The sequence below is a fragment of the Paenibacillus sp. RUD330 genome, assembly GCF_002243345.2.
Lineage (GTDB): Bacteria > Bacillota > Bacilli > Paenibacillales > Paenibacillaceae > Paenibacillus_O.
Window position 1 is genome coordinate 5,228,751 of the sequence record NZ_CP022655.2, and the last position, 23,547, is coordinate 5,252,297.

General features: G+C 62.6%; 19 protein-coding genes and 1 pseudogene. 8 read left to right on the plus strand and 12 right to left on the minus strand.

Features of this window, described 5'->3' with window-relative positions; all coding sequences use genetic code 11:
• Positions 1–89: 89 nt before the first annotated feature.
• Together CIC07_RS23640 and CIC07_RS23645 are read right to left on the minus strand one after the other, a co-directional pair.
• Entirely contained in the window at positions 90–2,837 is a 2,748-nt protein-coding gene (locus CIC07_RS23640; RefSeq protein WP_121235011.1) for a choice-of-anchor I family protein, read from the minus strand.
• Between the two features lie 130 nt (positions 2,838–2,967).
• Positions 2,968–3,855 carry a helix-turn-helix domain-containing protein gene (locus CIC07_RS23645; protein ID WP_076357622.1) on the minus strand — a complete coding sequence of 296 codons (888 nt, stop codon included), beginning with the start codon at positions 3,853–3,855 and terminating at the stop codon, positions 2,968–2,970.
• A gap of 161 nt (positions 3,856–4,016) precedes the next feature.
• On the opposite strand from CIC07_RS23645, the gene CIC07_RS23650 reads away from it, so the two are divergent.
• Together CIC07_RS23650 and CIC07_RS23655 are read left to right on the plus strand one after the other, a co-directional pair.
• Positions 4,017–4,790: an ABC transporter ATP-binding protein gene (locus CIC07_RS23650; RefSeq protein WP_076357620.1), complete on the plus strand. Its 774-nt coding sequence runs from the start codon at positions 4,017–4,019 to the stop codon at positions 4,788–4,790.
• A gap of 418 nt (positions 4,791–5,208) precedes the next feature.
• Positions 5,209–5,664: a hypothetical protein gene (locus CIC07_RS23655; protein ID WP_076357618.1), complete on the plus strand. Its 456-nt coding sequence runs from the start codon at positions 5,209–5,211 to the stop codon at positions 5,662–5,664.
• Between the two features lie 112 nt (positions 5,665–5,776).
• On the opposite strand, the gene yidC is transcribed toward CIC07_RS23655, so the two are convergent.
• Positions 5,777–6,844: a membrane protein insertase YidC gene (gene yidC / locus CIC07_RS23660; protein WP_076357616.1), complete on the minus strand. Its 1,068-nt coding sequence runs from the start codon at positions 6,842–6,844 to the stop codon at positions 5,777–5,779.
• Positions 6,799–7,173 (minus strand): hypothetical protein, encoded by a 375-nt coding sequence (locus CIC07_RS23665; RefSeq protein ID WP_139334431.1) that lies wholly within the window; start codon positions 7,171–7,173, stop codon positions 6,799–6,801. The genes yidC and CIC07_RS23665 overlap by 46 nt, the downstream gene beginning before the upstream one ends.
• 125 nt (positions 7,174–7,298) lie before the next feature.
• On the opposite strand from CIC07_RS23665, the gene CIC07_RS23670 reads away from it, so the two are divergent.
• A complete protein-coding gene (locus CIC07_RS23670) occupies positions 7,299–8,120 on the plus strand; it encodes a phosphotransferase (protein ID WP_076357614.1) in 822 nt (273 codons plus the stop codon).
• A 253-nt stretch (positions 8,121–8,373) separates the two neighbouring features.
• On the plus strand, positions 8,374–8,565 hold the full coding sequence (locus CIC07_RS23675; RefSeq protein WP_021882196.1) for a hypothetical protein: 192 nt from the start codon (positions 8,374–8,376) through the stop codon (positions 8,563–8,565).
• 274 nt (positions 8,566–8,839) lie between these two features.
• Here CIC07_RS23675 and CIC07_RS23680 read toward each other — a convergent pair whose 3' ends face one another.
• Positions 8,840–10,723, minus strand: coding sequence for an ABC transporter ATP-binding protein (locus CIC07_RS23680; protein WP_076357612.1), 1,884 nt, complete (start codon positions 10,721–10,723; stop codon positions 8,840–8,842).
• A complete protein-coding gene (locus tag CIC07_RS23685; protein ID WP_076357610.1) occupies positions 10,720–12,507 on the minus strand; it encodes an ABC transporter ATP-binding protein in 1,788 nt (595 codons plus the stop codon). The genes CIC07_RS23680 and CIC07_RS23685 overlap by 4 nt, the downstream gene beginning before the upstream one ends.
• A 191-nt stretch (positions 12,508–12,698) precedes the next feature.
• Here CIC07_RS23685 and CIC07_RS23690 point away from each other — a divergent pair, with 191 nt between their 5' ends.
• Together CIC07_RS23690 and CIC07_RS23695 are read left to right on the plus strand one after the other, a co-directional pair.
• On the plus strand, positions 12,699–13,226 hold the full coding sequence (locus CIC07_RS23690) for a CcdC protein domain-containing protein (RefSeq protein ID WP_083688195.1): 528 nt from the start codon (positions 12,699–12,701) through the stop codon (positions 13,224–13,226).
• A 5-nt stretch (positions 13,227–13,231) separates the two neighbouring features.
• Entirely contained in the window at positions 13,232–13,561 is a 330-nt protein-coding gene (locus CIC07_RS23695; protein WP_076357608.1) for a hypothetical protein, read from the plus strand.
• Positions 13,562–13,729: 168 nt separating this feature from the next.
• Here CIC07_RS23695 and CIC07_RS23700 read toward each other — a convergent pair whose 3' ends face one another.
• Entirely contained in the window at positions 13,730–15,055 is a 1,326-nt protein-coding gene (locus tag CIC07_RS23700; RefSeq protein WP_076357606.1) for an MFS transporter, read from the minus strand.
• Positions 15,056–15,124: 69 nt separating this feature from the next.
• Complete coding sequence (locus CIC07_RS23705) at positions 15,125–15,712, minus strand: TetR/AcrR family transcriptional regulator (protein WP_076357604.1); 588 nt, start codon at positions 15,710–15,712, stop codon at positions 15,125–15,127.
• A gap of 149 nt (positions 15,713–15,861) precedes the next feature.
• Here CIC07_RS23705 and CIC07_RS23710 point away from each other — a divergent pair, with 149 nt between their 5' ends.
• The gene (locus tag CIC07_RS23710; protein WP_076357602.1) at positions 15,862–16,347 is read left to right on the plus strand and encodes a GAF domain-containing protein; all 486 of its coding nucleotides are present in this window, start codon (positions 15,862–15,864) and stop codon (positions 16,345–16,347) included.
• A gap of 231 nt (positions 16,348–16,578) precedes the next feature.
• Positions 16,579–17,407 (plus strand): annotated as a pseudogene (locus CIC07_RS23715) (DUF817 domain-containing protein).
• 143 nt (positions 17,408–17,550) lie between these two features.
• On the opposite strand, the gene CIC07_RS23720 reads toward CIC07_RS23715, so the two are convergent.
• The 4 genes from CIC07_RS23720 to CIC07_RS23735 form a co-directional block, all read right to left on the minus strand.
• Positions 17,551–18,069, minus strand: a complete 519-nt coding sequence (locus CIC07_RS23720) for a DinB family protein (RefSeq protein ID WP_076357600.1) — start codon at positions 18,067–18,069, stop codon at positions 17,551–17,553.
• Between the two features lie 160 nt (positions 18,070–18,229).
• The gene (locus tag CIC07_RS23725; protein WP_076358017.1) at positions 18,230–18,916 is read right to left on the minus strand and encodes a queuosine precursor transporter; all 687 of its coding nucleotides are present in this window, start codon (positions 18,914–18,916) and stop codon (positions 18,230–18,232) included.
• 544 nt (positions 18,917–19,460) lie between these two features.
• A complete protein-coding gene (locus CIC07_RS25725; protein WP_277345198.1) occupies positions 19,461–22,715 on the minus strand; it encodes a collagen-like repeat preface domain-containing protein in 3,255 nt (1,084 codons plus the stop codon).
• Positions 22,716–22,949: 234 nt separating this feature from the next.
• The gene (locus tag CIC07_RS23735; protein ID WP_076357598.1) at positions 22,950–23,528 is read right to left on the minus strand and encodes a class I SAM-dependent methyltransferase; all 579 of its coding nucleotides are present in this window, start codon (positions 23,526–23,528) and stop codon (positions 22,950–22,952) included.
• Positions 23,529–23,547: the final 19 nt, after the last annotated feature.

Here is a 23,547-nt window from a genome sequence, read left to right on the forward strand (position 1 = left end):
CGCTCACAGGGCGCAAACCCTGCGCTGAGGGCGCGATGGCGCCGCTCACAGGGCGCTCGCTCTGCGCTGAAGGCGGGCTCGCCTGAGGCTCAGCGTCCTTGCGGCGGCAGCTGAAGCAGGCGCAGAAGCACGACCGCCGCCTCGGCGCGGGTCGTCTGCGCTGTCGGCGCGAAGCGCCCGCCTTCGCGGCCCTGGAGCAGGCCGGCCGCTTGGACGGACGCGGCTGCAGTCCGCGCCCAGGCCGGAATGAGCGCCGCATCGGAGAAGCCGGACGGCGCATTTCGGGCGGCTTCAAGGCCGGCGGCGCGGCTCAGCAGCACAGCCAGCTCGGCGCGGGTGACGCGCTGATCCGGGCGGAAGCTGCCGTCCTCGTAGCCGGACACAAGCCCGCGCTCGGCAGCCTCGGCTGCGTATGCCCGGCCCCAGGCCGGAATGGAGGCGCCGTCGGAGAAGCGGGAAGCTGCGGTCTCGCCGGGCTCCTTCACTCCCATGGCGCGAAGCAGCATGGCCGTAAGCTCCATACGGGTAACAGGCGCGTTCGGACGGAAGCTGCTGTCGGCATAACCGGTCAGCAGCCCTTGAGCGGAAGCCTCGCGAATGGAATCCGCAGCCCAGTGGCCGCCGATGTCGCCGAACAGCGGAGCTGATGGAGACGGCGTCGGCGCCGGGGTGGCTGTCGGAACGGCGGAAGAACTCGGAGAAGACGATGGCAATGGCGTCGCCGATGGAGCCGGAGTTGCCGTCGGCGTCGGCGTGCCGCTTGGAGCCGGCGCGCTGCTCGGCGTCGGCGCGCTGCTCGGCGTCGGCGTGCCGCTTGGCGTCGGAGCCGGACTTGCCGACGGTATCGGCGTCGGGCTGGCGGATGGCGTCGGCGCCGGATCCGACACCTTCGCCGCAGCCTCGGCAGCGCCGTAGCCGTCGGTGCTGACCGCGCGGATGACGGCTGTGCCTGCCTTATGCCCGGTCACCTTGCCGGAAGCATCGACGGAGGCGATGCCTGGCGCGGAGGAAGTCCACGTCACCGATCCGTCGTTCGAGCCGTATGTGCCTGCTGTCACGGTTGCCGCCAGCGATCCTGCCTCGCCGCCTGCCGTCAGGGCGATCTCGCTCCGGTCCAGCTTCACCTGGGTCGTGTTGAGCTGGAGAACGCCGACTGTGCCGCTGACCTCGAAGGCGACGAGCAGCAGCGGCTGCCCGGTCGGGCTGTCCGCGGCAGAGATGAACTCGATGCCTTCCGGAGCCGTATCCGAAGCAAGCGGATCGCTGGCACCAAAGTCGCGGGTATTGCTGTAGGTGACGAACCGCACCGCTTCCGGATCCGTCACGTCGTAGGTCATGACGCCGCCGACGCGCTCAAGGCCGATGAAGGCCAAAGTCCGGTCGCCGACATGCCCGATTTTGACGTCTTCGGGCTCCGGCCCTTTTTTCGGACTGCGGGAATCCATCTCCGGCTTGTCATTGGAGGCATTGAAGTTGTTCGGGAGGCGCTCGGCCGTGATCCGCTCGAAGCCGCTGCCGCTGTCATACACCTGCTTCATCGACGCAGCGTCCCAAACGGAGAAGGAGCGTCCTCCGTACATGTAAATGCCGTCCTTGGCCATGTCGCTCGATGCCTCGACCTTGTCGTAGACGGTCGTTCCTTTGAGGAACTTCGCCGCAGCCGACTCCGGATCCAGAGCCGCCTTCAGATCCTTGACGGTCGAGCCGTTCTTGCGGCCGGGGAAGTCGGTGGCGTCGCCTTCATTGCCGGTGATCAGATAGGTTTTGCCCCCGGCCTGGAAGGATGCGATGCCGTCCGGCATGTATTGCCCGAAGAACGGGACGTTCTCCAGCGAGATCTTGCCGTCCTTGAGCAGGTCGAGCGCGTTTTCCGGCTTGCTGAAGTCCTTGAAGCCCAGCCCCTTCACCGATATGAACTTGCCGGATGCGATGTCCAGCTCCGCAACGGCATTGTTCTCCTGCAGCGTCACATAAGCCGTGGCGGCATCCCCGGACAAGGCGATATATTCCGGCTCCAGATCCGTAAGCGCCCGCTCCTTCGTTCCCGGCCCCGCAATCAGCCCCTTGGCGTCCGCATCGCCGCGAATATGCACGAGATCGTCGATGATGGAGGGATCGTCGAACTTCGCTTGACGCACCGACTGCGATTGGCGGTCGACGATGGTGACGCTGCCTTCGGGATCGATGCCGGCCTCGCGCGGCTCGCCTTCGTTGGCCGTCAGCACGTAACGCCCGTCCGGCGTCGACTTCGCCATATCCGGCTGGGAGCCCGCCTCATAAGTACGGATCAGGCTGCCCTCGTAATCAAGCTCCAGAATACGGCCCGGATCCCCGGCACCCTTGGCCTGCACGGCGGCGAATACGCGGCCCGCGGCCGTATTGATATCCACGCTTGTCAGGTCGCCGTACAGGAAGCCGCTCTCCTGCTCGGCAAGCGCCCGGATGTCGATCTGCTTCTCCTTGACCAGCTGTCCCGCGGCCAGCTTGACGATGTCGAGGCTCGGCGGGTTGCCCGAGCCGTTGACGAGGTAGAACCTTCCGTTGTCGCGGTTGTATTTGACGATCTCGGCTACGCCGCCGTCCTTGTTCGTGACGCCCTCGCTGTAGGAGCCGATCTTCGTGATGCTGAACAGGTCCTGATAAACGGCAGCCGAAGCCGTCGGCTCAGCGGCAGCGTCGGCTGCCGGGGCGGCCAAGGCTTGTCCGACGATGGAGGTCGGCTCCACGCCGCCCTCCTGTGCTGTACCGATGCCGGCGGGCAGCAGCGCCATCGCCGCAGCCGACAAGCTGAGCGTGAGCCCCAGCGTGCGGCTCATTTTGCGTTTGTAGCGATTCATCTTCCGTTTCCCCCTCAGATGCGGACAAGCCGGTACTGGACTGCTGCCCGCTTTTCTTCCTGCTTGCCAGCATATCAAGGAGATGTAAAGGAGGAATCACGGCCATGTTAAGAATTCATGAACACCGACATCAGCGGCTTCGGTAGGCTTGCGGCGTCGTGCCCGCGAGCTTCTGGAACGAGCGGTAGAACTGGCTGGGGCTGGAGAAACCGAGCTCCCCGCTGATTTGGGACACGGAATCCGAAGAGCGGGTGAGCCGATCCTTCGCCTCTTCGATGCGCAGCCGCAGCAAGTATTGGTAAGGCGTCAGCCCCGTCTCGGCCCGGAACGTCCGGATGAAGTGGAACCGGCTCAAGCAGGCGATGGAGGCGAGCTCTTCAATCGTGATGCGTCCGGCGTAGCCTTCCTTCATGAAGTCGACGGCTTTCTGCATGCAGGGGCTGGCGGCGCTCGGAATCTCCGGGCCGGAAGAGGCTCCGGCAGCGCCCGCTGCGCAGGTGGAGCGGGATCCGGGAGCAGGCAGGAAAAGCCCGGCTGATCGCGCGCCCGGCCGTTCTTGCCGGGCTTCGGGTCCGGGGGCGGCCGAGAGGATCCCGTTCATGTACGCCATGACTTCCTGCTCGGTCCCGCGGACATCGCTCTCCCCGGCGAGCTGCGCCTTCATCAATTGGCCGGACCAGACGCGGAAGCGGCGCGACAGCGCTTCGGCATCGAAGCTCTTGGCCATATCCTCGTAAGGATGGCCGGAGGCAGCGGCTGCCGCCACGGCGTCCTCCCGGCATTTCAGGATGATGACCGACGCCCCCTTCTCCAGCCGGAAGTGATGCAGAGCCCGAGGCGGCTGCACCAATCCGCTGCCTGGCTGCAGCCTCCAGGCCTTTCCGTCCTGGATGAACTCGCAGCTGCCCTGGACCGGAAGCGTCAGCTGCACCCAGTCTTCATGGATATGGGGCGCATTGGCGAAGCCTTCGGCGCCTCTCCAGAGCTCGACCGATCCGGTCTGAAACATCATCTCCATCTGACCTTCGCCCCCTGTAGCGATTATTGCGGCCGGCAGTTCCGCATCATTCGCGGGTGACGTCCCTGGCCTTTTAGAGTTACGATAGGAGGATAAGCGGCGCTTGTCAATGGACGGCGGACGGGCGGCAGAGAAGCAACGGAAAGGAAGTCTGAACCACCATGATCATCGAATTGAACCATGTGTCGTGGCGAAGGGAGCAGCGCATGCTGCTTCAGGACATCAGCTGGCAAGTGAAGCCGGGAGAGCACTGGGCGCTGCTCGGCCTCAACGGGTCGGGCAAAACGACGCTGCTCAACATCATCTGCGGCTACATCTGGCCCTCGGAGGGTTCGGTCGAGGTGCTCGGAGAGCGGTACGGCGAAGTGGATCTGCGGGAGCTGCGCAAGTCCATCGGGTGGGTCAGCAACTCGCTGCAAGAGAAGCTGTACAAGACCGACCGCGCCCAGCTGGTCGTCATCAGCGGCAAGCATGCGACGATCGGGCTCTACGACAAGGTGCGGGAGGAGGACCTCGAGACGGCGCGGGAGCTGATGGCCGCGCTCGGCTGCGCCCATTTGTGGGATCGGGAATACGGGACCTGCTCGCAGGGCGAGAAGCAGAAGCTGCTCATCGCCCGCGCCCTGATGGCGCGCCCGCGCATCCTCATCCTGGACGAGCCTTGCAACGGCCTCGACCTGTTCTCGCGCGAGCGGCTGCTGGAGAGCATCGACGGCCTGGCGCGGCAGCACGACGCCCCCTCGCTGATCTACGTCACGCATCATACGGAGGAGATCCTGCCTGTTTTCGGCCACGCCCTGCTGCTTCGCAGAGGGGAGGTGTTCCGCAGCGGCAGCACGGGCGACGTGCTGACAGACGGAATCCTAAGCCGGTTTTTCGAGGCGCCCGTCGCCGTGGAGCGCCATGGCGACCGATATTTTGTCCGCGCGGAGTAGCAGCTAAGGAGGAGGCTTGTCGGAGGAGGCTGCGGCCGAATGCAATGATCTGCCTCCCGACCCTGATCTGCTTCTCCAATTGAAAAGCAAGAAGCCCGGCATGCCGGGCTTTTTGCCATGCAGCGGCGGAGTCTTCCTTGCCTCGCCCCGCTGCGGCTAGCTCCAAGCTTGCTGCCAGCATTCCCCCGCCCGTTCGGCAAATGATTGGACTACAACCTGAATAAGGAGCAGATAATATCATGATCTTCACAAAATAGACGCATCCGCCGGGACGGACGGCATCTGTCACATTCCGTCCTTTGCATCGCCAGCGGCGCAGCCTTTACACTGGAATCAATGCGCAAGCCTCTTTCCGCCTATGCGCCCATGCGATTTTTTTGAAGCCCATTCCCGAATTTACGATAAAGGAGCTGCCGCCATGCACCGCTCGAACCGAATATGGCCTGCTGGCCGCCTGTTTACGCTTATCGTCCTTTGCGCCATCCTGCCCTCCCTCCTGCTGGCGGGCTGCAACTTCTCCTCCCCCGTGTCCGGAGGGTGGAAAACCCGCAGCGCCACCGAAGGACTGGAAATCATGGCGAACAAGGACAATTGGAAGAAATTCACCTATCGGGTCACGCTCGAGAATGTCAGCGGGGAGCCGGTTGAAGTCGAATGGGTGGAGCCCGTGCTGAAGGGCAATCTGCTGCTGAACGATCCCGGACGCTCGCTGCGCAAGGAGATCATTCAGACGGTGGACAAAGGACAGCGCATCACGCTCGAGGACAGCTTCGAATTCAACGCCAAAAACGTCAACCTCGGCGAGTCGCAGAATGTGAAGGCGATGCTGGTGAAGGTAAAAGGCGCCGACGAGCCTGTCGAGGTCCAGGTATAAACGCAGGCATGCGCAATCCGCAACGGCTTGCATGCACGACGCACCAGGAAAAGCCTTCATTCCGCCCGCGGGCGGAATGAAGGCTTTTCCTGTTTTTGCGGCTAGCCCATGTCTAGCGCTTGCCCGGCTTGCGCCCTTGGCGGGATCCGCCGCTGCCACGCTCGCCGCCGGAGCTGCCGCGCGGCTTGGAGCCGCCGCCGCTGCCCTTGGCCCGGGCAGCTTGGCGCTGCTGGGGAAGGCCTGTTCCGGCGGCCGCCGGGACCGACGCTCCGCCGCCCGCCAGCGCGAGCCCGCCGGGAGCGGCCGGACCGCTCTCCGCCGCCTCCGGATGTCCGGGCTCCGCCAGATGGCGGAACAGCCGCTGCCCCAGCAGAGTCTGCAGGATGACGATGATGCCGCCGACGGCCCAGTAGAGCGGTAGCGCCGCTGGAGCCGTGAAGGAGAAGAAGCCCATCATGATCGGCGAGAGATATATGATCCAGCTCATCTGCCGCTGCATGTCCGTCTGCTCGACGCCTCTCTGGGATACTTTGGCTTGCACGAAGTAAACGGCGGCGGCCAGGAAAGGCAGGATGATGTCCGGCTTGCCCAGCTGGAACCACAGGAACGTGTGGCTGGCCAGATCGGGACTCATCCGGATGGCGTAATACAGCCCGGTCAGGATCGGCAGCTGGATCAGCATCGGCAGGCAGCCGATGGCCAGCGGATTGTAGCCGTGCTTTTTGTACAGCTCCATCATTTCCTGCTGCTGCTTCTGCATCGTCTCCGCCGACTTGTCCGTATGGCGCGCCTTGAGGTCTTCGAGCTCCGGCTGCATCCTCTTCATCTTGCCCTTCATGATCTGCTGGCTCCGGTACTGCCGCAGCATGAGCGGCATGAGCACGAGACGCACAAGCAGCGTGACGGCGATGAGGGCGAGGCCATAGTTGTCGCTGAAGAAAGAAGCGAGGTGCTCCAGCACCCAAGACAGCGGATAAACGACGTAATGGTTGAAAAATCCCGGTGTATCCGAGTCGATGGTTCCTTTGGCTCCGCATCCGGCGAGCAGCAGCAGGCTGCCCGCGGCGGCGGTCGCCTTGGCCGGACGGCTCCAGAATTTGCGCTTGCGCGGAGCTTCCTTCCGGCGGCCGTTCGTTAGTTCATCCGCAACCGCGGAGCGGCGGTCCTTGTTCGTGTCCATGAATAATATCCTCCCCATTCGTTGGCTGAGCGGCCTTGGAATAGGGAGAGGCAATCCGCCCCGTCATCATCGGGGGAATCCTTGCGCTTGGACAGGCGGACCAGCCGCAGCCGCAGCGGGCTTGGAATCGCGACGCTCTTCGGCGCGGCCGGAGGCGCGAAGCGCACTCCGGAGGGGCGCCAGCCGCCATCCTGGACTGCATCATGGAGCCAGGCAAAATAATAATAAGCCGCGGAGCAGACGATGCCGATGGACCAGATCCACGACAGCAATTCATGAAGCTCGAACAATAAACTCACCTCCCGGTTCAAGTACCTTGAGCGTACCATAATCGGGCTCTCCCGCGCTACTGAGGCCCGATTCCTTGGCTGGGAGAAGAAGGATTATGGAATCGTTTCCAGAATAGGTATTTTGTACGAGAACCTCGCATCTAGGATCGGAGATGAAAATACCCATGGAGCATGCACCCGGAGCGGTGCTGGCACAAGGCCGTACCGCGCAAATCCGTCTTTATGGGCAGAACCGCTTGCTGAAAATCTTCAAGGAAGGCATGCCGCGCGCCTATGCCGAGTTCGAGTTCAAGGCCGGACGCTTCGCGGTCAAAGCCGGCCTGCCCACCCCCAAGCCCGAGCAGCTGCTGGAATGGGAGGACCGCCCCGCCATTGTCTACGAGCGCCTGTCCGGCAGCACGATGCTGCGCCGGCTCGCTCAGAAGCCGTGGAATCTATTCCGCGATGCGGCCCATATGGCCCGTCTGCATGTAGCCGTGCACCGCACGGGCGCCGGACCGGACTCGGGGCTGCCCTGCCTCAAGGAAGCGCTGCGGGAGAAGATCGAAGCGGCGCCTATTTTGTCACCCGAAGAGAAGGCAGGCGTTCTCGCCGGCCTCGACAAGCTGCCTGTCGGCCGCCAGCTGCTCCACGGCGACCTTCATCCCGACAACATCATGATCGACGGCCGCAAAGGCTGGATCATCGACTGGATGACCGCCAGCTACGGCCACCCTGCGGCGGATGCCGCCCGCACCGTGCTCATGCTGCGCACGGGCTCGCTCCCGGAGGAGTCCTCCCGCGCCTTCGAGCTCATCCTGACCTCCGTCCGCAGGCTGCTGCTCTCCCGCTATCTGCGCACCTATCTGCGGCTCAGCGGCTTGGAACGCGGAGAACTCGAAGCCTGGATGCCGGCGCTTGCCGCCGCGAGGCTCACGGAATGGCTTCCGCCCGACGAGAAGCTGTCCCTTGCGGGCATCGTCCGCGACAGCCTGCGGCCGGCATGATTCCATGACGCCGATGGCGATTTCGACCCTTGCGGCGCAGCCAGCGGGCCGGTCCCAAGCGCGCTGAGCGCCGGTGGCGATTTCGTCGCTCGAGGCGCAGTCCAATGTCCGGTCCCAAGCTGCTGCCCGGCACAGCCCGCAAGACATTTTTGCGGTCATAGGACATCCGGTTTCACGGATTGGGATTAGGTTGAATGATTGTGGGAGAAACTGAATCTATCTGAGTTCACTGTAAGAGATGGAGGATCCGCCTATGTCTACCTGGACGCTGCGGTATGCGGATGGGCAGGATGAGCAGCAGCCGGAGCTCGTGTTCCAGCGCCAATCCGAGCTGAATGACTATATCCAGTCGCTGACGGTCAGCGACGTGCTTCGAATCCGCGTCTACGATGCGGATATGCGCAATATGTGCGGAAAGACGTATGTGTATCATTATTTGCTCTGAATAGGCATCCATACGTTGCGATTGTCCGGTCCTGCCAGATGGCAGGGCTTTTTTCGCCTAAGCTTCCGGCATGCCCCTCCACCTGCCGCCGGAGAAAGGAAATAGATGCGATCCGCATGGGTACGAAAAGGATTCCGATGAATGGCAGCCGGAGCGCCAAAAAGAAAAGAGGCTGCCCCCTAGTCATGTTCATGACTTGCGGGGCAGCCTCTTCAACGGACTAGAGCCAGCGGAATTCCGCTTGTACGTCCATCGGCATTCATCCAATCGGCATTCAGCCGGTTTCTTCTCCGTACCACAGCTGGCGGAAGCTGTCGCTTGATTTCAGCAGCTCCTCGGCCGTGCCTTCCGCCTCGACCTTGCCGCCGTTCATCACTATGATGTGGTCGGCATGGGACAAGGCCGCCTTGCGATGGGAGACGACGAGGCAGGCCGCATCCCCTTTCTCGACGAACAGGCGCTCCCAGAGCCGGCGTTCCGTCTCCACGTCGAGCGCGCTCGACAAGTCGTCGAACACATACAGCTGCGCGTCGCGCACCAGCATGCGGGCGGCAGCCGTGCGCTGCGCCTGGCCGCCGGAGAGCTTGACGCCGCGCGGGCCGACCATCGTGCTGAGGCCATGCTCGAGATTGCCCATGTCCTCTTCCATCACGGCTGCGTACAGGGCGCGCTCAACGCCGCCCGGCCGATCCTCGGCTCCAAGCAGAATGTTGTGCCGCAGCTGGTCGCTGTACAGGCGCGGAATCTGGGCCGTATACGCGCTCTGCGGAGGGACGAAGAAATCGGCCGGCTGCTCGATCCGTTCGCCGTTCCAGCGGATGTCGCCGGTCTCCGCCGGAAGGAGGCCCAGCAGCGAGCGCACGAGCGTCGTTTTGCCGCTGCCGATCATGCCCGTGACGACGGTGAAGGAGCCCCGGCGGATCTGCAGGTTGATGCCTTCGATGCCGCGCCCCGTCTCCGGATACCGGTACGTCAGGCCGGATGCTTCCAGAATCTCCAGCGGAGGCGCCTGGAAGTACGGCAGCTCGTCGTCCATGTTCCGGCTTCTCCGCACGGAAGCCTCCCGGCCGGCCGCTCCGGCCTCCGGTCCCCCTGCGCCCGCCATCGCTTGCTCGTCCGGAGGGGAGGCCGGGGATGCCACCCTGTCCGGTCTTCCCCCGACGCGCTTGCCGAGGCCGATATATCGGGCCGCTGTCAGAACAGAAGCCGGCGCTCCCTGCAGCATCGCCTTGATGCGCTCGAAGCTGACCGCCATCTGCTTGTAGTAGGTCATGAAGTTGCCGACGTTCGATGTCAGCTGCGTCACGAACGTGAGGTAATAGACGAACAGCGACAGGTCGCCGACGGTGAAGCCTCCGTCCCGCATTTTATAGCCGGCGAGCACGAGAATGAGGCCTGTCCCCAGATTGACGGAGTTGGTGAACACGGACGACAGCGTTTCGGTCAGCAGCTTGTCCTTGACCATATTCTGGCGGCGGTTCTCGCTCAGGGCGGCGAACCGGTCCACGATGCGCTTCTCTGCGCCGGCCACCTGGATAGCCTGCACGTTGGAGAACATCTCGCTGATCGCGCCCGTCACCTTGGCCGTCGATTCCCGGCTGGCGGCGCGGAATTTGTGGATGCGCGCCGTCGCGACCTGGGCCGCCGTGACGACGAGGATGAGCGGCACGAACACGAATATGGTCAGCTGGGCGTCGATCGAAACGAGGATCCAGCTGGCGACGACAACGAAGCCGACGAGGCCGAGCGTGTCGACCGACCAGCTCATCGCCTCTTCCGTATGGTCCACGTCGTCGCGGAAGTTGCTGATCGCCTCGCCAGGCGAAGTCGGAATCGCCCTCGCTCCCGGCTGTCTCAGCACATGGGAGAGCATATTGCGCCGGATCAGCATCGCCATCCGGAAGCGGAAGTTCACGTCGGTCAGGAAGCCGCCGAAGATCAGGGCGATCCGGGCCAGCGCCGCGGCGACGAGCAGAGCCGCGATCGCCCAGACGCCGTAAGGGAACTCGTACGTTCCTTCCAGATGATCGAAATAAGCTTTGGTCAGCAGGCCCGGCACGAGAGGAGCCATATGGATGAGCGACCATGCCGCCAGGTTGAGCACATACAAGCCGGGCCGGTAGCCGATAAGCCGCCAGAAGAAATGTCTCGTCTTCATGCCAGCACCTCCTCCATCCCTACAGCCAGCATGCGGCTGAACCGGGACTTCGGATCGGCCGCGAGCTCCTCGCGCCGTCCGCTCTCCAGCATCCGCCCGTTCTCCAGGATCAGGATCCGGTCGGCTCGCTGGATCGTCGCCAGCCGGTGGGCGATGATGATGCAGGTCTTCTCCTCCAGCAGCCGGTCGACCGCGGCTTCGATGCGCGCTTCCGTCAACGGATCCAGACGCGAGCTGGCTTCGTCGAGAATGACAAGGCCGGGATTCGTCAGGAAGACGCGGGCGAACGCCAGCAGCTGCGCCTCTCCGGCCGACAGGCTGCCGCCGCCGGAGGCGAGCATCGTATCCAAGCCGTCGGGCAGCGCCTCATACCAGGCGCCGAGGCCCAGATCATGCAGCACCTCGGCGATCCTCCCGTCACGGATGCCGTCGTCGAACAGCGTCAGGTTATCGCGGACGCTCCCTTCCAGAATCTCGATGTTCTGCGTCACCATCGCGACCTTGCGGCGCAGCTCATGAAGCTTGCATTGGCGGATGTCCGTCCCTGCCAGCTCGATGGCGCCGGACTGCGGATCGTAGAAGCGCAGCAGCAGGCGCGCGATCGTCGTCTTGCCGCTGCCGGTCCGCCCCAGCAGGCCGAGCGTCTGCCCCGGCTCGAGCCTCAGCTGCAGATGGTCGAGCGTGGCGCGGCCGCCTTCCTCGTAGGCGAATTCCAGATCGCGGAATTCCACCGCGAGCGGCCCCTCCGGCAGCGGAGCTCCCGGCCCGTCCTGGATCAGCGGCTTCGTCGCCAGCAGGTCGCGCACGCGCATCAGGCTGGCATCCGCTTTTTGCAGATCCTCAAGCTGGGTGCGGATCTTCTCGATCGGCTTCGCCAGCTGCTCCGTATAATAGAACACCAGATAGATGGAGCCGATCGTCAGGCCGCTCTGCCCGTTCTTCCACAGAATCGCGCAGACGATGAACGCCGCCGCGTTGCCAAGCGCGAACACCAGGATCGTCGTGCTCCACATCATGCAGAATCCGAGGAAGGCCCGCATGCGGATGGGCAGCATGCGGCGCGTCATCTCGTAGAAGCGGTTCATGACGTAGCCCGCCGCTCCGTTGGCCCGGGTATCTTCGGTGCCCTCCAGATGCTCCCCGATGAAGCCGTAGAACTCGGCGTTGATCTGCCTCCAGTTCTTCCACACGGGGACGTTGAACTTGCGGATCCACTGGATGACGTACACAGCCCCGATGACGAACGCCGTCATGACGAGCCCGATCCAGAAATTCTCGCGGAACAGCAGCGCCAGGATGCCGAGCATCAGGACGACGTTGCCGGCCAGGTGGATGATGAAGCTGGAGAAGAAATTCGCCAGCGCGTTGACGTCGCCGTCCACCCGCTCGATCAGGGAGCCCGACGTCTGCGTCTTGTGGAAGCTCATGTCCAGCGACAGGCAATGCTCGGCGAGCTCCGCGCGCAGCTTGTTCGTCGTCGTCCAGCCGAGATTCTCGCTGAAGTAGGCCGCAGCTACCGAAACTCCCTGCTGAAGCAAGGAAAAAGCGATGAACAGCCCCGCTGCGTAGTACAGCGCCGTAATGCTCCCTTGGCCCTGGGCGCTGTCGATGAAATACCGGATGATCTGCGGATTGACCAGCTGCAGCCCGATCGAGACGAGCAGCAGCGCCGCCAGGCTCCACAGCAGCCGGCGCTGCGGAAAAACGTAGCGGGCCAGCATCTCCCGGTAGACGCCCCAGCCCTTGGCAGGCTTGACGGCGCCCGCCGTTTGTTCCCCTGACATACGAACACTCCCTTCCATTCCGTTACTGTACTTCAGCCCCCTCTACATCGTCAATGGCGAATTCGGCCTAAACCAAAGTAGTCGATTAAATCCCATTTCGAGCCTATTTGCTATTGTATAGAATTGGGAATGCGCCTACACTTATCCTATACAGCAGGCCCGCCCCGGCGGCCGCTCAAGGAGTGAACGATGTGAATTCGCAAATGCTCGGCACCTACGGCTTCATCCTGCTCGTCCTGCTTCTCGTATACTGGCGCCGTTCCGTGCGCTCCTCCCAGGCCCGTCCGATCCGTGCCGGCGGATGGCTCATGTTGCTGCCGATCCTGTTCGTGCTGCTCGGCTTTTTCGCCAGCGTGTCGTCCTTGTCCGCAACCGGCCAAGCCGTGCAATATCCTCCCCTGTGGGAGGAGCTGTGCGCCGTGCTGATCGGGATCGCGCTTGGCGCCGTGATGCTGCACCATACCGGATACGAGCTGAATGCCGACGGGCGCGTCTATACGAAGCCGAATCCGAATTTCAAGTATGTGATCGTCGTCGTCGTCGTTCTCAGGCTCGCCTTGTCCCGGTACCTTCAGGATTTGCAGCCGGGCCAATTCATCTTCCTCACGATGTCGATCGCCGTCTGCTACATCGCCGTGTGGAGGATAGGAAGCTTCTTCAAATACAAAAAAGCGCTGAGCCCTCCAAGGGACGGGTCCATCGAGATCGAAAGGAGATGATATCTATGGAGCGTTTCCTGCTCAAAACGGCCCTGTACACGTTTCTGCTCGGCCTGGCCTTGGGGCTGCTCCTCGTGCCCGACTCCTTCACGCAGATTGCCGGTCCGGTAAAGTCTGTGGTCGAGCTTCCATTGCGGGACTACATCCTGAACCTTCTCCGCTTCGCCGTCCGGATCGCGCTGGCCGGTCTCGCGCTAGGAGCCATCTGGAAGTGGTCCGGCCGCGAGCGGCAGCAAGGGCCGTCCTTCGCCCGCAGCTATGTCAAGGGCTTCGCAATGACGGCTGCCGCCCTCGCGATCCTCTTCGCCTTGGCAACCGTATTGACAATCGTATAGAAAGGGGAGCATTCGATGAATCCGGAAGTGGGCCTCTGCCCCAGCGGGAGAAGCCGGTTTTCCTTTTTGCAGACTGCGCATGGATGCGGTTCGAAGCCGTTCCAGGGCTGACATCCGGTTGGCGGCGCCAGCCCTCAGGATGGATGGCAGGGGATGCCGAATGGCGATTCAATCCGCCGCTGTCGGCCGCGTCCCGCTGACGGCGGCGGCGGCCCGGCATTTCAGCAGCGCGCCGTACTCGCGCTTGAACCCGACGGAGTAAAAGGCGGCGTAGAGCACGAGCAGCAGGCCGAGAATGTTCAGGACCACCATCGCCGTCGACATGCCGAAGGCATAGCTGAGCACTCCGAGCCCGGCCATCGGAACGATGAAGCCGGAGTAGGCCGCCAGGTAATAGGTCGTGATGACACGAGGGCGGTCTGCGGGGCGGGGCAGCTCGCCGGCGAAGCGCAGGCTGGCCTGGAAGGACCAGCCGCTGCCGAGCGCCTGCAGGCCGACGCCGAGCCAGAGCAGGCTTAGGCTTCCTTCATGGCCCGAGAGCACGACCGTCCAGGCGCCGGCTGCCAGAATGAGCAGCCCGGAACGCAGGCGCACGACGGGATTCAATGGGAGGGGAATCAGCTGCGTCAAGGCGCCGCCTCCCAGCAGCAGCAACACGAGCAGGCCGCTGATGGAGAGATTCGAGCTGTGGAGGACGTTCGTGACGAACATCGGAATGAGAGAGAGGACAATTCCGTTCAAGGTGAAGATGGTGAACCCCGACAAAGCGCTCATGGTCCAGAAATGTCTGCCGATGGATGCCGGAACGCCGAGCAGCGCGCCCCGGCGCTCACGGCTCTTCCCTTCCGCTCCGAGCGCGCCTGCCGCATCGGCTGCTGGAATTGCACGGAGATTGGCTCCTGTTGCCCCATCCCTATCCGGGTTCGGCGCTGCCTGTATCGCTTTGTTCTCCTCCTCATGCGAATGGAGCGTCTCCAGCACAGCCGCGCATGCCAGCAGAAGGACGATGAACAGGGCATACGGGAGCCGGGAAGGCATGACGGAAGCATATTGGGCGAACAACCCGGTAATGGCGGGCCCGATTCCGAAACCGAGGGAAACGGTCATGCCGGACAGCAGAATCGCTTTCCCTGTACGGGATGACGGCGTATGGCGAAGCAGGAACGGGGTCGCCGTTCCCGTGAACAGCCCGTATGCCGCTCCTTCGACCATTCGCGCCGCATACAGCATCCAGGCGTCGGCGCTGAGCATGAACAGGAGCGACGAGCCGATCGACAGCCAGATTCCGGCCCGGATGACCCGCTTGTGCCCCCAGGAAGCGGCACGGACTCCGGTCAGGAGCAGGACGGGAAGCAGGACGGCCGCGTAGCTGGCGAACAGCAGGGTCAGCTCCAGGCTGTTCAGGCCATAGTCCCGATGGAACAGCGGAAAGAGGGAGGACACCGACGTGGCGACCAGCGACATGATGATGAGGATGCCGAGCATTCTTTTCATTTTGAGGCACTTCCTTTCATGGGACAGGTTATTGGAACGATCGTTCAAAAAAGAGCGCGCAAACGCCGCTCAAAACACGGCATCCACGGCCATCCGGCATACATCCTCCAGCATGCTCCGTCCCGCTTCCGTGCGTGCGGTGACATGGATTCCCTGCTTGATGGCAAGCAGGAAGCGCGCCGCCTCGCGAGGCTGCAAGCCCTCCTTGGTCGATCCGCGCCTCGCCGCCTCCTCCAGAAAACGCAGCAGCACATCTTCGGTATAGAGATGATATTCCTCCACCCGCTGCGCGATCGAGGGGAGACGGACCGACGAGCCCAGCGTCGTGTTCGTCATGAAGCAGCCTCTTCCCCGGGAAAAGTTCACGAGCGAGGACTCGACGACCGCATCGAAGAACAGCCGCAGCTGCTCCCGCGGATCTTCATCGCGGCGTTCCAGAATCTTGTAGATGCCCTGCTCCTGCATCGCGCGGAAACGGTCCATGCAGGCGGTGAAGAGGGTCTCCTTGTCTCCAAACGTATCATAGAGGCTGCCGCGGTTGATGCCCATGGCGGAGCACAGCCCCTGCACGGATGCGGCTTCGTAGCCTTGATCCCAAAATGCCTCCAGCGCCTGGTCCAGCGCCTTCGCAGGGTCGAACTCCTTCGGTCTGGCCATCCTGTACCTCCATTTCCGCTCTTGCCGGCTTCAAATTTAATCCAGTATATTCGTTTCAGAACGATCGGTCAATAACTGGACGCGCATGCCATTTACCGCAGTGCCGCAGATATGCTATTGTAAGTCCACGAAGAAAGGGGAAGAAGCAAATGTTCCATACAGTCACTTACGACGGAACCCGCGAGGAGCAGTACGGGACGGTCATCCGCCAGCTCGAAGCGCTGATCGAGGACGAGCCGAACGCCATCGCCAACCTGGCGAACGCCTCGGCGCTGCTCGCGCAGTTCCTCACGGATATCAACTGGGCGGGATTCTACCTGCTCGACGGGCAGGGACTCGTGCTCGGCCCGTTCCAAGGGCTTCCGGCCTGCGTCCGCATCCCGGTCGGGCGCGGCGTCTGCGGCACGGCGGCGGAGCGCAAGGAGACGATGCTCGTCCCTGACGTGCACGCCTTTCCGGGCCATATCGCCTGCGATGCCGCCTCGCAGTCGGAGATCGTCGTGCCCCTGCTCGCGGCAGACGGCCGCCTGATCGGCGTGCTCGACATCGACAGCCCGAGCCTGAACCGCTTCGACGAGACCGACCGCGTGCAGCTGGAGCGCTTCGCATCCGTGCTCTCGGCGCGGCTCGGCTAGTCGGCGCCCGGCTTTTCCTGCCGGCATCGCCAGGAGATTGAAGCCTGGCTTTGCCGACTTCTCGGAAGCAGCCGGACAGCATGACCATCGCTCTTGAACAGGACCGCCGCTGCGGTCCTGTTTTTCATTTTGCCGCCAAATCGGGAGAGGCACGTTACCTTGGCCCCGGTCGACGTGCATGGAAACTTTTTTCCATTCCCGCTCGTTCATGCCTTCAAAGGAGCTGAAGGCATGCTCAAAAGCCTATCCGGACGCATCGGGGCATGGTCTCCGGCAGCGAGCCTCCGCATCCTGCTCGCCTTCGGCTGGAGCCAGGCGCTCAGCTGCGCCTTTCCGGTCGTCATTTTCGCTTGGACTGACCAAGCTCATCCATATTCCCGGATTGTCGCGCTACGATCTGCTCCTGCTCATCTGTCTGGCCGCCCAGGCCGCCTTGATATGGACGCGATTGGAGACATGGGATGAGCTCAAGGTCATCACCCTCTTCCACCTCATCGGCCTGGCGCTGGAGCTGTTCAAGGTGAACATGGGATCATGGAGCTATCCCGGCGATGCCTGGAGCAAGCTCGGCGGCGTCCCGCTGTACAGCGGCTTCATGTACGCCAGCGTGGCCAGCTATATCTGCCAGGCATGGAGGAGGCTCGGGCTTCGATTCCGGCGCTGGCCGAATTCCTATGCCGCCGCCGGGACGGCTCTGCTGATCTATGCCAATTTCTTCACCCACCACTGGCTGCCCGACCTTCGCTGGTGGCTGACGGCTCTGCTTGCCCTCTTGTTCTGGCGGACGACCGTCTCTTATGCGGCGGGAGGAAAAACGATGCGGATGCCGATGCTGCTCAGCTTCGTCCTGATCGCTCTGTTCATCTGGATCGCCGAGAACATCTCCACCTTCCTCGGGGCTTGGCGCTACCCCGACCAGGAGCTGAACTGGACGATCGTGCATTGGAGCAAGCTGAGCTCCTGGTTCCTGCTTGTGGTGATCAGCATCCTGATCGTTGCCCAGCTGAAGCGGGTCAAGTCGCATGGACAGGAAGCCCATGTGCATCGATCGCAAGCCTGACAGCGGAATAACAGGGGGAAACCGTTCTCTGGCAAGCAGAATATCCGTTCGATTCGATCTGTCAGGATATGATTTTGAATTTCCTCTAGGATGAAATCCGCGCAAAGAGAGCCGGGGGCCCTTGCCCCCGGCTCTCTGCGTTATCATTCCTTCAAATAACGGTCCTGAATAATATGGAGATGATGCTTCTCATGCCCGGCAATGACGCAGGCCAGCAGCAGAACCGAATGCCGCAGGCCGTTGGCCACGCCTTCGCGCTGCCAATCTTCAGGCCGCAAGCCGCTCAGCAGCGTCAATGTCGCCTGCCGCACAGCGGAATAGTCGGCCGCAGCCTGAGCCCTCGTCCAGCTGGAGAACGGCGCCTCGGCGACCAGAAGATTCTCGTCGTAGCCCGGCAGCTCCGTGGCATCGCCGCGTGCGAAACGCAGCAGCCGATAGGCTAGAATCCGTTCGTTGTCGGCCACATGGCCGATGACTTCGCGGAGGCTCCATTTGCCCGGCGCATAGCGGATTTCCAGCTGCTCCTCCGTAAGCGTATCCAGCAGGCCCAGCATGTGGGCTTGCTGTTCTTCCAGAATGGCAAGCAAGTCTCCATCGGGTACGGCTCCGACATAAGGCTTCTCGTAATCGGGCACTTCATGGTTCTGCGGTCTCTCCTGCATGGCTGTCCACCCCTCCTTGTCTTGGAAGAAATGAATTCGACATCCTAACCGCTTTCCCTTCCGAAATCCATCCGCTTCCGCAGGGAATTCCGCCTTCTAAAACGAAGCAGCCCGGCCGCATTCAAGCGGACCGGGCTGCTGTGGTTGCCGCCGAGCGGCTTTATTCGTCCTTGAATCGGAACGTCCGCGCCAGATAGAGCACCGGCGTCGAAGCGATGGAGATGACGAACTTCATCACGTACGTGGTCAGGAAGATCTGAATCCAGATATCCCATGTATAGCCGCCGACTCCTGCAAATGCGATCGTGCAGAAGACGAGCGAATCCACGAACTGGCTCAAGATCGTGCTTCCGTTGATGCGGATCCAGAACTGGTTGCGTCCGCCGAAACGCCGTTTCAGCACCGAGAAGACGCGCACGTCCAGGAACTGGCTGATGAAGTAAGCGCTCAGGCTGGCCAGCGCAAGACGCGGCATCAGGCCGAAGATGGCCGACAGCGAATCATGGGCGAAATCGGTCTCCGCCGGATCAAACTTGAGCACCATCTGCATGAGGATCGTTGTGGCGATGAGAATGAAAAAGCCGAACCACACCGCCTGGCGGGCCTCCTTGCCGCCGTAGCGCTCGTTGATCAAGTCCGTCGTCATGTAGAGCGACGCGTAGATCGTATTGCCGAGCGTCATGACGATGCCGAACATGGAGATCGTCTCCGTTACTTGGATATTCGCGACAACCGTCGCGAAGCCGATCCAGGCATAGAGGCCTTTTTTGCCGAAGAAACGATAGCACGCCAGGAACAGCGCAAAGTTGACCAGGACGAAGAGCACGCCCCAGGTGAAATTGAACATGAACATAATACCCCCTAGTTTTGGTGACGCGGGATGGTTACGAACCGCGTGCGGCAAATGGATGCAGCCGGAAGCTTGGAGCTCCCGGCCGCGGCCTCCGCCGAAAAACCTGTATCATCATAGCATAAAGAGGCTTCCGTGTCTCGGCCTGGAATCCATTGCCGTCTTGAAGGGTCCAACGGTCGTGAACGTCCGCTTTCTGCCTGGCTGCAAGCCGTCTTCCGCAAATAGCGAAGCGAGGACCCATGGATTCCGGCCGCTTTTCGCCTCTCTCTTCACCCGCTGCAGAAGCAACCGGCTTATCCCGTGAAAAGGAGGCGGGCTTGTCCCATCCGGCACGGAAGGAGGCGGAGCGGGCAGCGCCGCCGGAGACGAAAAAGCCTGCGGCGAAAACTCCGCTCCGCCGCAGGCCGCCGTCCCGATGATGAATGGCCGGGACTCAAACCGGCCATCATCGGTTTTCGTTCATGGAAACTCCTCTTAGGTTTCTTTTCTTTCCATTATTCCAACTTTTCTTCTTCCTCCTTCCGTCCGCTCATCCGGATCAAGTGATGGCCAGCCCCGCGCTCGCATAACCTGCCGCCGTGTTGACGAGCGTCAAACCCGTCGCTGTCGCCGAGAAGACCAGCAGCAGTCTTGTCTGTGCGGTTACCGGAATGGACAAACCCGACGTCAGACCGTTGCTGACGGTTCCGAGCGACAGAGTCCCGGTAAGTGCCGGAGCGAGCGAGACCACAGCTCCCGCTACAGGGCTGAAACTATTATTGGGTGTCGCCGAGCTGTATAGGGTAGCCGTGATCGTGATCGTAGAGCCGATCAGACTCAGCGAAGCCGTCGTGCTGAAATATGCGGTCAAGGAAGTAATCGTACCCGCGCGCGGGACCGAGAAGGCAAAGTTGAGCAGGGTGCCTGCCGCACCTGTCAAATCAATCGTGCCTCCTCCCACGTTGACGCTCGACACGGAATTGCCGAAACCGACAAGTCCGCCCGTTCCGGCAAGCCCCCCTGCAATCGTCGTCAATGCGACAGGAGTGCCGGATGCGAAAGGAATGATGGCGCCTGTACCTGCAGTGCCGGTTGACCCCGTAGTTCCTGTGGCCCCGGTGGCTCCGGTTGGGCCAGTAGCTCCGGTGACTCCTGTGGTTCCTGTGGTTCCTGTGGTTCCTGTGGTTCCAGTAGCTCCGGTGACTCCGGTTGCTCCTGTTAAACCTGTAACCCCAGTCGTTCCTGTGGCTCCGGTCGCTCCCGTTGCTCCTGTGACTCCGGTAGGCCCAGTTGCTCCTGTTGCTCCGGTGACTCCGGTTGCTCCTGTTAAACCTGTAAATCCAGTCGTTCCTGTGGCTCCGGTCGCTCCCGTTGCTCCTGTGACTCCGGTAGGCCCAGTTGCTCCTGTTGCTCCGGTGACTCCGGTTGCTCCTGTTAAACCTGTAAATCCAGTCGTTCCTGTGACTCCGGTAGGCCCCGTTGATCCAGTTGCTCCTGTGACTCCCGTTGCTCCTGTTGCTCCTGTTACCCCAGTTGCTCCTGTGGCTCCGGTAGCCCCCGTGGCTCCAGTTGCTCCTGTGACTCCCGTTGCTCCTGTTACCCCAGTTGCTCCTGTGGCTCCGGTAGCCCCCGTGGCTCCAGTTGCTCCTGTGACTCCCGTTGCTCCGGTTGCTCCTGTTACCCCAGTTGCTCCTGTGGCTCCGGTCGCTCCCGTTGTCCCAGTTACTCCCGTTGCTCCTGTTGCTCCGGTTACTCCCGTTGCTCCTGTTGCTCCGGTTACTCCTGTTACCCCAGTTGCTCCTGTGACTCCTGCAGCTCCGGTTACTCCCGTGGGTCCGGTCACTCCTGTGACTCCTGTGTCTCCCGTTACTCCTGTGGCTCCCGTTGCTCCCGTTACTCCTGTGGCTCCCGTTGCTCCAGTCGCTCCTGTGACTCCCGTCGCTCCTGTAACTCCGGTCGCTCCGGTTACTCCGGTTGCTCCTGTGACTCCGGTTGGGCCTGTGGCTCCGGTGACTCCGGTGGCTCCCGTTGCCCCTGTGACTCCGGTTGGCCCCGTTGCTCCAGTCGCTCCTGTGACTCCGGTAGCCCCCGTGGCTCCAGTCGCTCCTGTGACTCCCGTTGTCCCTGTAACTCCCGTTGCTCCCGTTGCTCCTGTGATTCCGGTCGCTCCTGTGACTCCGGTTGCTCCTGTTGCCCCTGTGACTCCGGTTGGGCCTGTGGCTCCGGTGACTCCGGTGGCTCCCGTTGCTCCTGTGACTCCGGTTGGCCCCGTTGCTCCAGTCGCTCCTGTGACTCCGGTAGCCCCCGTGGCTCCGATATCTCCCGTTGTCCCTGTAACTCCCGTTGCTCCCGTTGCTCCGGTTGTTCCGGTAGCCCCCGTGGCTCCGATCGCTCCCGTTGTCCCCGTAACTCCCGTTGCTCCTGTGAGTCCTGTGACTCCGGTAGCGCCCGTGGCCCCTGTCGCCCCTGTGATTCCAGCGGCTCCTGTGTCTCCCGTTGCTCCGGTTACTCCTGTGGGCCCAATCAAACCTGTTGCTCCGGTTGAGCCTGTATACCCTGTAACACCCGAGATACCTATGGCCCCCGTCCCTCCCGTGGCCCCTGTAAATCCTGTAGCGCCCGTTGGGCCTATGTCCCCTGTTGCACCCGTAACTCCGGCCGTTCCAGTGCCCCCTGTGGTTCCTGTAATGCCGGTGGCTCCCGTTGCTCCTGTGTCTCCAGTCGCCCCGGCCAGCCCTGTCGCCCCTGTCTCCCCTGCTCCCGTTGCACCTGTCGCGCCGATTGCTCCCGTCGCTCCTGTGACTCCGGTAGCCCCGGCCGATCCTGTCGCCCCTGTCGCCCCTGCTCCCGTTGCACCTGTCGCGCCGATTGCCCCCGTCGCTCCTGTGACTCCGGTCGCCCCGGCCGATCCTGTCGCCCCTGTCGCCCCTGCTCCCGTTGCACCTGTCGCGCCGATTGCTCCCGTCGCTCCTGTGGCTCCAGTCGCCCCGGCCGATCCTGTCGCCCCTGTCGCCCCTGTCGCCCCTGCTCCCGTTGCACCTGTCGCGCCGATTGCTCCCGTCGCTCCTGTGGCTCCGGTCGCCCCGGCCAATCCTGTCGCTCCGGTCACTCCCGCTCCCGTCGCCCCGGTCGGGCCTGTCGTCCCCGTACCGCCGTCAGCTCCCGTCGCCCCCGTCGCTCCTGTAAGTCCCTTCGGTCCTCCCGCCGGCCCGGCTGGACCTGTCGCGCCGGTTGCTCCCGTCGCTCCTCCAGACCCTGCCGCTCCCGTCGCTCCGCTCGGCCCGGTCGCACCAGGATTCCCCGGCGGCCCCGCCGACCCGGCCGCTCCCTGCGCGCCAGGGTCGCCTGCCGGCCCCGCAGCTCCTGCTGGCCCGACCGGGCCCGCCGGACCGGCAGGCCCGGTCGGGCCCGCCGCGCCGGTAGCGCCTCTTGCGCCCAGCGGCTGCCCCGCAAGAGCGAGCAGCCGCCCAGCCTCGCGAACCAGGCCGACCCCTCCATCCTTGACCAGCGGGGATACGCAAAAGACGAGAACAGCGCCGAGCAGCTCGGTCGCCAACGCTTGGAGAGCGACAATCAGCAGCGCATCGCTTTCGCCCCGATTCTCATACTGCCCGATCGCCAGCTCCAGAGCAGCCTGCAGCGCCCCTTTTTCCTGCAAGGGAATCCGCATCGAGTTGATGAGAAGCAGCAGCTGGCCCAGCACCTCTCTCAGCGACCCGTCCGCAACGCCTCTTGGCCATTCCGTCAATGCCTGAACGAGCCATTCCAGCAGGGCTTCAAATTGATCCGCTTCCGCCGGTGTGACCGGAATCACGCAATTCTTCATCCGGGCTGGCATCTCGCAGTCCTTGCGGGAGTGCGGCCGCTTGGATACGTGTCCTTTTCTTCGTTTCGGTTGATCAGGCATGCCATTAACCCCCTCAATTAGTAGAGGCTATGTCGAAACCCAGCGTCCAATTCTCCAGATCGGATTTTCAACCCATTTATAAGCAAAAAAAAAGACCCGCTCGCGGGCCATCTCCTTCTATGCCGCCGGGGACAAGCAGGCTCATGCCATCCGCTTGACGGCCATCAGCGCATCGACCGGCGCATGATTCCTGCCATAGGCTTTCACAAATGCCGGGTTGGACGCATCATGGAACCCTTTCATGACCGTAACCTCGTATCCGAGAGCCGCAAGCTCCTCGGGCTCCCATCCGCTGCGGTGCATTTGGTACTGTTCGCCGTTGAGCCCGTAATGGTCGAAGGCTTCCTGCGGAAAAAAACCCCGCGGCGTGAACAGGATGACCCGCTCGCGCGCGATGATCTCCGCCTGCCTCAGCAGCTCGTGTCCCGCCTGTTTTTCCAGATGCTCAAGCACATCCACCAGCGTCACGGCCGTAAAGGAGCCTCGGACAAAGAGCCTTCCAATCTCAAGCGCATCGGCGTGAAGAGGCACGACAGACGGATAATGGGCCGCAATATGGTCGACGTACGGCTTGTGGACGTCGAGCGCAACGATTTGCCGGGCATGAAGGGACGTCAGGAGCGGTCCGGGGCCGCTTCCTACATCCAATAGGGTCTGCGCTCCGCCGATAAGCCCGTTAAGCCGGACCAAGAAATCTTTTTCTTCCGTCACATGAATCATGTCCAATCACATCCTTCTT

Bases quoted from the DNA above. Each gene is read 5' to 3' on its own strand.
- CIC07_RS23640 (WP_121235011.1), bottom strand. From the start codon at position 2,837: ATGAATCGCTACAAACGCAAAATGAGCCGCACGCTGGGGCTCACGCTC.
- CIC07_RS23645 (WP_076357622.1), bottom strand. From the start codon at position 3,855: ATGGAGATGATGTTTCAGACCGGATCGGTCGAGCTCTGGAGAGGCGCC.
- CIC07_RS23650 (WP_076357620.1), top strand. From the start codon at position 4,017: ATGATCATCGAATTGAACCATGTGTCGTGGCGAAGGGAGCAGCGCATG.
- CIC07_RS23655 (WP_076357618.1), top strand. From the start codon at position 5,209: ATGCACCGCTCGAACCGAATATGGCCTGCTGGCCGCCTGTTTACGCTT.
- yidC (WP_076357616.1), bottom strand. From the start codon at position 6,844: ATGGACACGAACAAGGACCGCCGCTCCGCGGTTGCGGATGAACTAACG.
- CIC07_RS23665 (WP_139334431.1), bottom strand. From the start codon at position 7,173: ATGGTACGCTCAAGGTACTTGAACCGGGAGGTGAGTTTATTGTTCGAG.
- CIC07_RS23670 (WP_076357614.1), top strand. From the start codon at position 7,299: ATGGAGCATGCACCCGGAGCGGTGCTGGCACAAGGCCGTACCGCGCAA.
- CIC07_RS23675 (WP_021882196.1), top strand. From the start codon at position 8,374: ATGTCTACCTGGACGCTGCGGTATGCGGATGGGCAGGATGAGCAGCAG.
- CIC07_RS23680 (WP_076357612.1), bottom strand. From the start codon at position 10,723: ATGAAGACGAGACATTTCTTCTGGCGGCTTATCGGCTACCGGCCCGGC.
- CIC07_RS23685 (WP_076357610.1), bottom strand. From the start codon at position 12,507: ATGTCAGGGGAACAAACGGCGGGCGCCGTCAAGCCTGCCAAGGGCTGG.
- CIC07_RS23695 (WP_076357608.1), top strand. From the start codon at position 13,232: ATGGAGCGTTTCCTGCTCAAAACGGCCCTGTACACGTTTCTGCTCGGC.
- CIC07_RS23700 (WP_076357606.1), bottom strand. From the start codon at position 15,055: ATGAAAAGAATGCTCGGCATCCTCATCATCATGTCGCTGGTCGCCACG.
- CIC07_RS23705 (WP_076357604.1), bottom strand. From the start codon at position 15,712: ATGGCCAGACCGAAGGAGTTCGACCCTGCGAAGGCGCTGGACCAGGCG.
- CIC07_RS23710 (WP_076357602.1), top strand. From the start codon at position 15,862: ATGTTCCATACAGTCACTTACGACGGAACCCGCGAGGAGCAGTACGGG.
- CIC07_RS23720 (WP_076357600.1), bottom strand. From the start codon at position 18,069: ATGCAGGAGAGACCGCAGAACCATGAAGTGCCCGATTACGAGAAGCCT.
- CIC07_RS23725 (WP_076358017.1), bottom strand. From the start codon at position 18,916: ATGTTCAATTTCACCTGGGGCGTGCTCTTCGTCCTGGTCAACTTTGCG.
- CIC07_RS23735 (WP_076357598.1), bottom strand. From the start codon at position 23,528: ATGATTCATGTGACGGAAGAAAAAGATTTCTTGGTCCGGCTTAACGGG.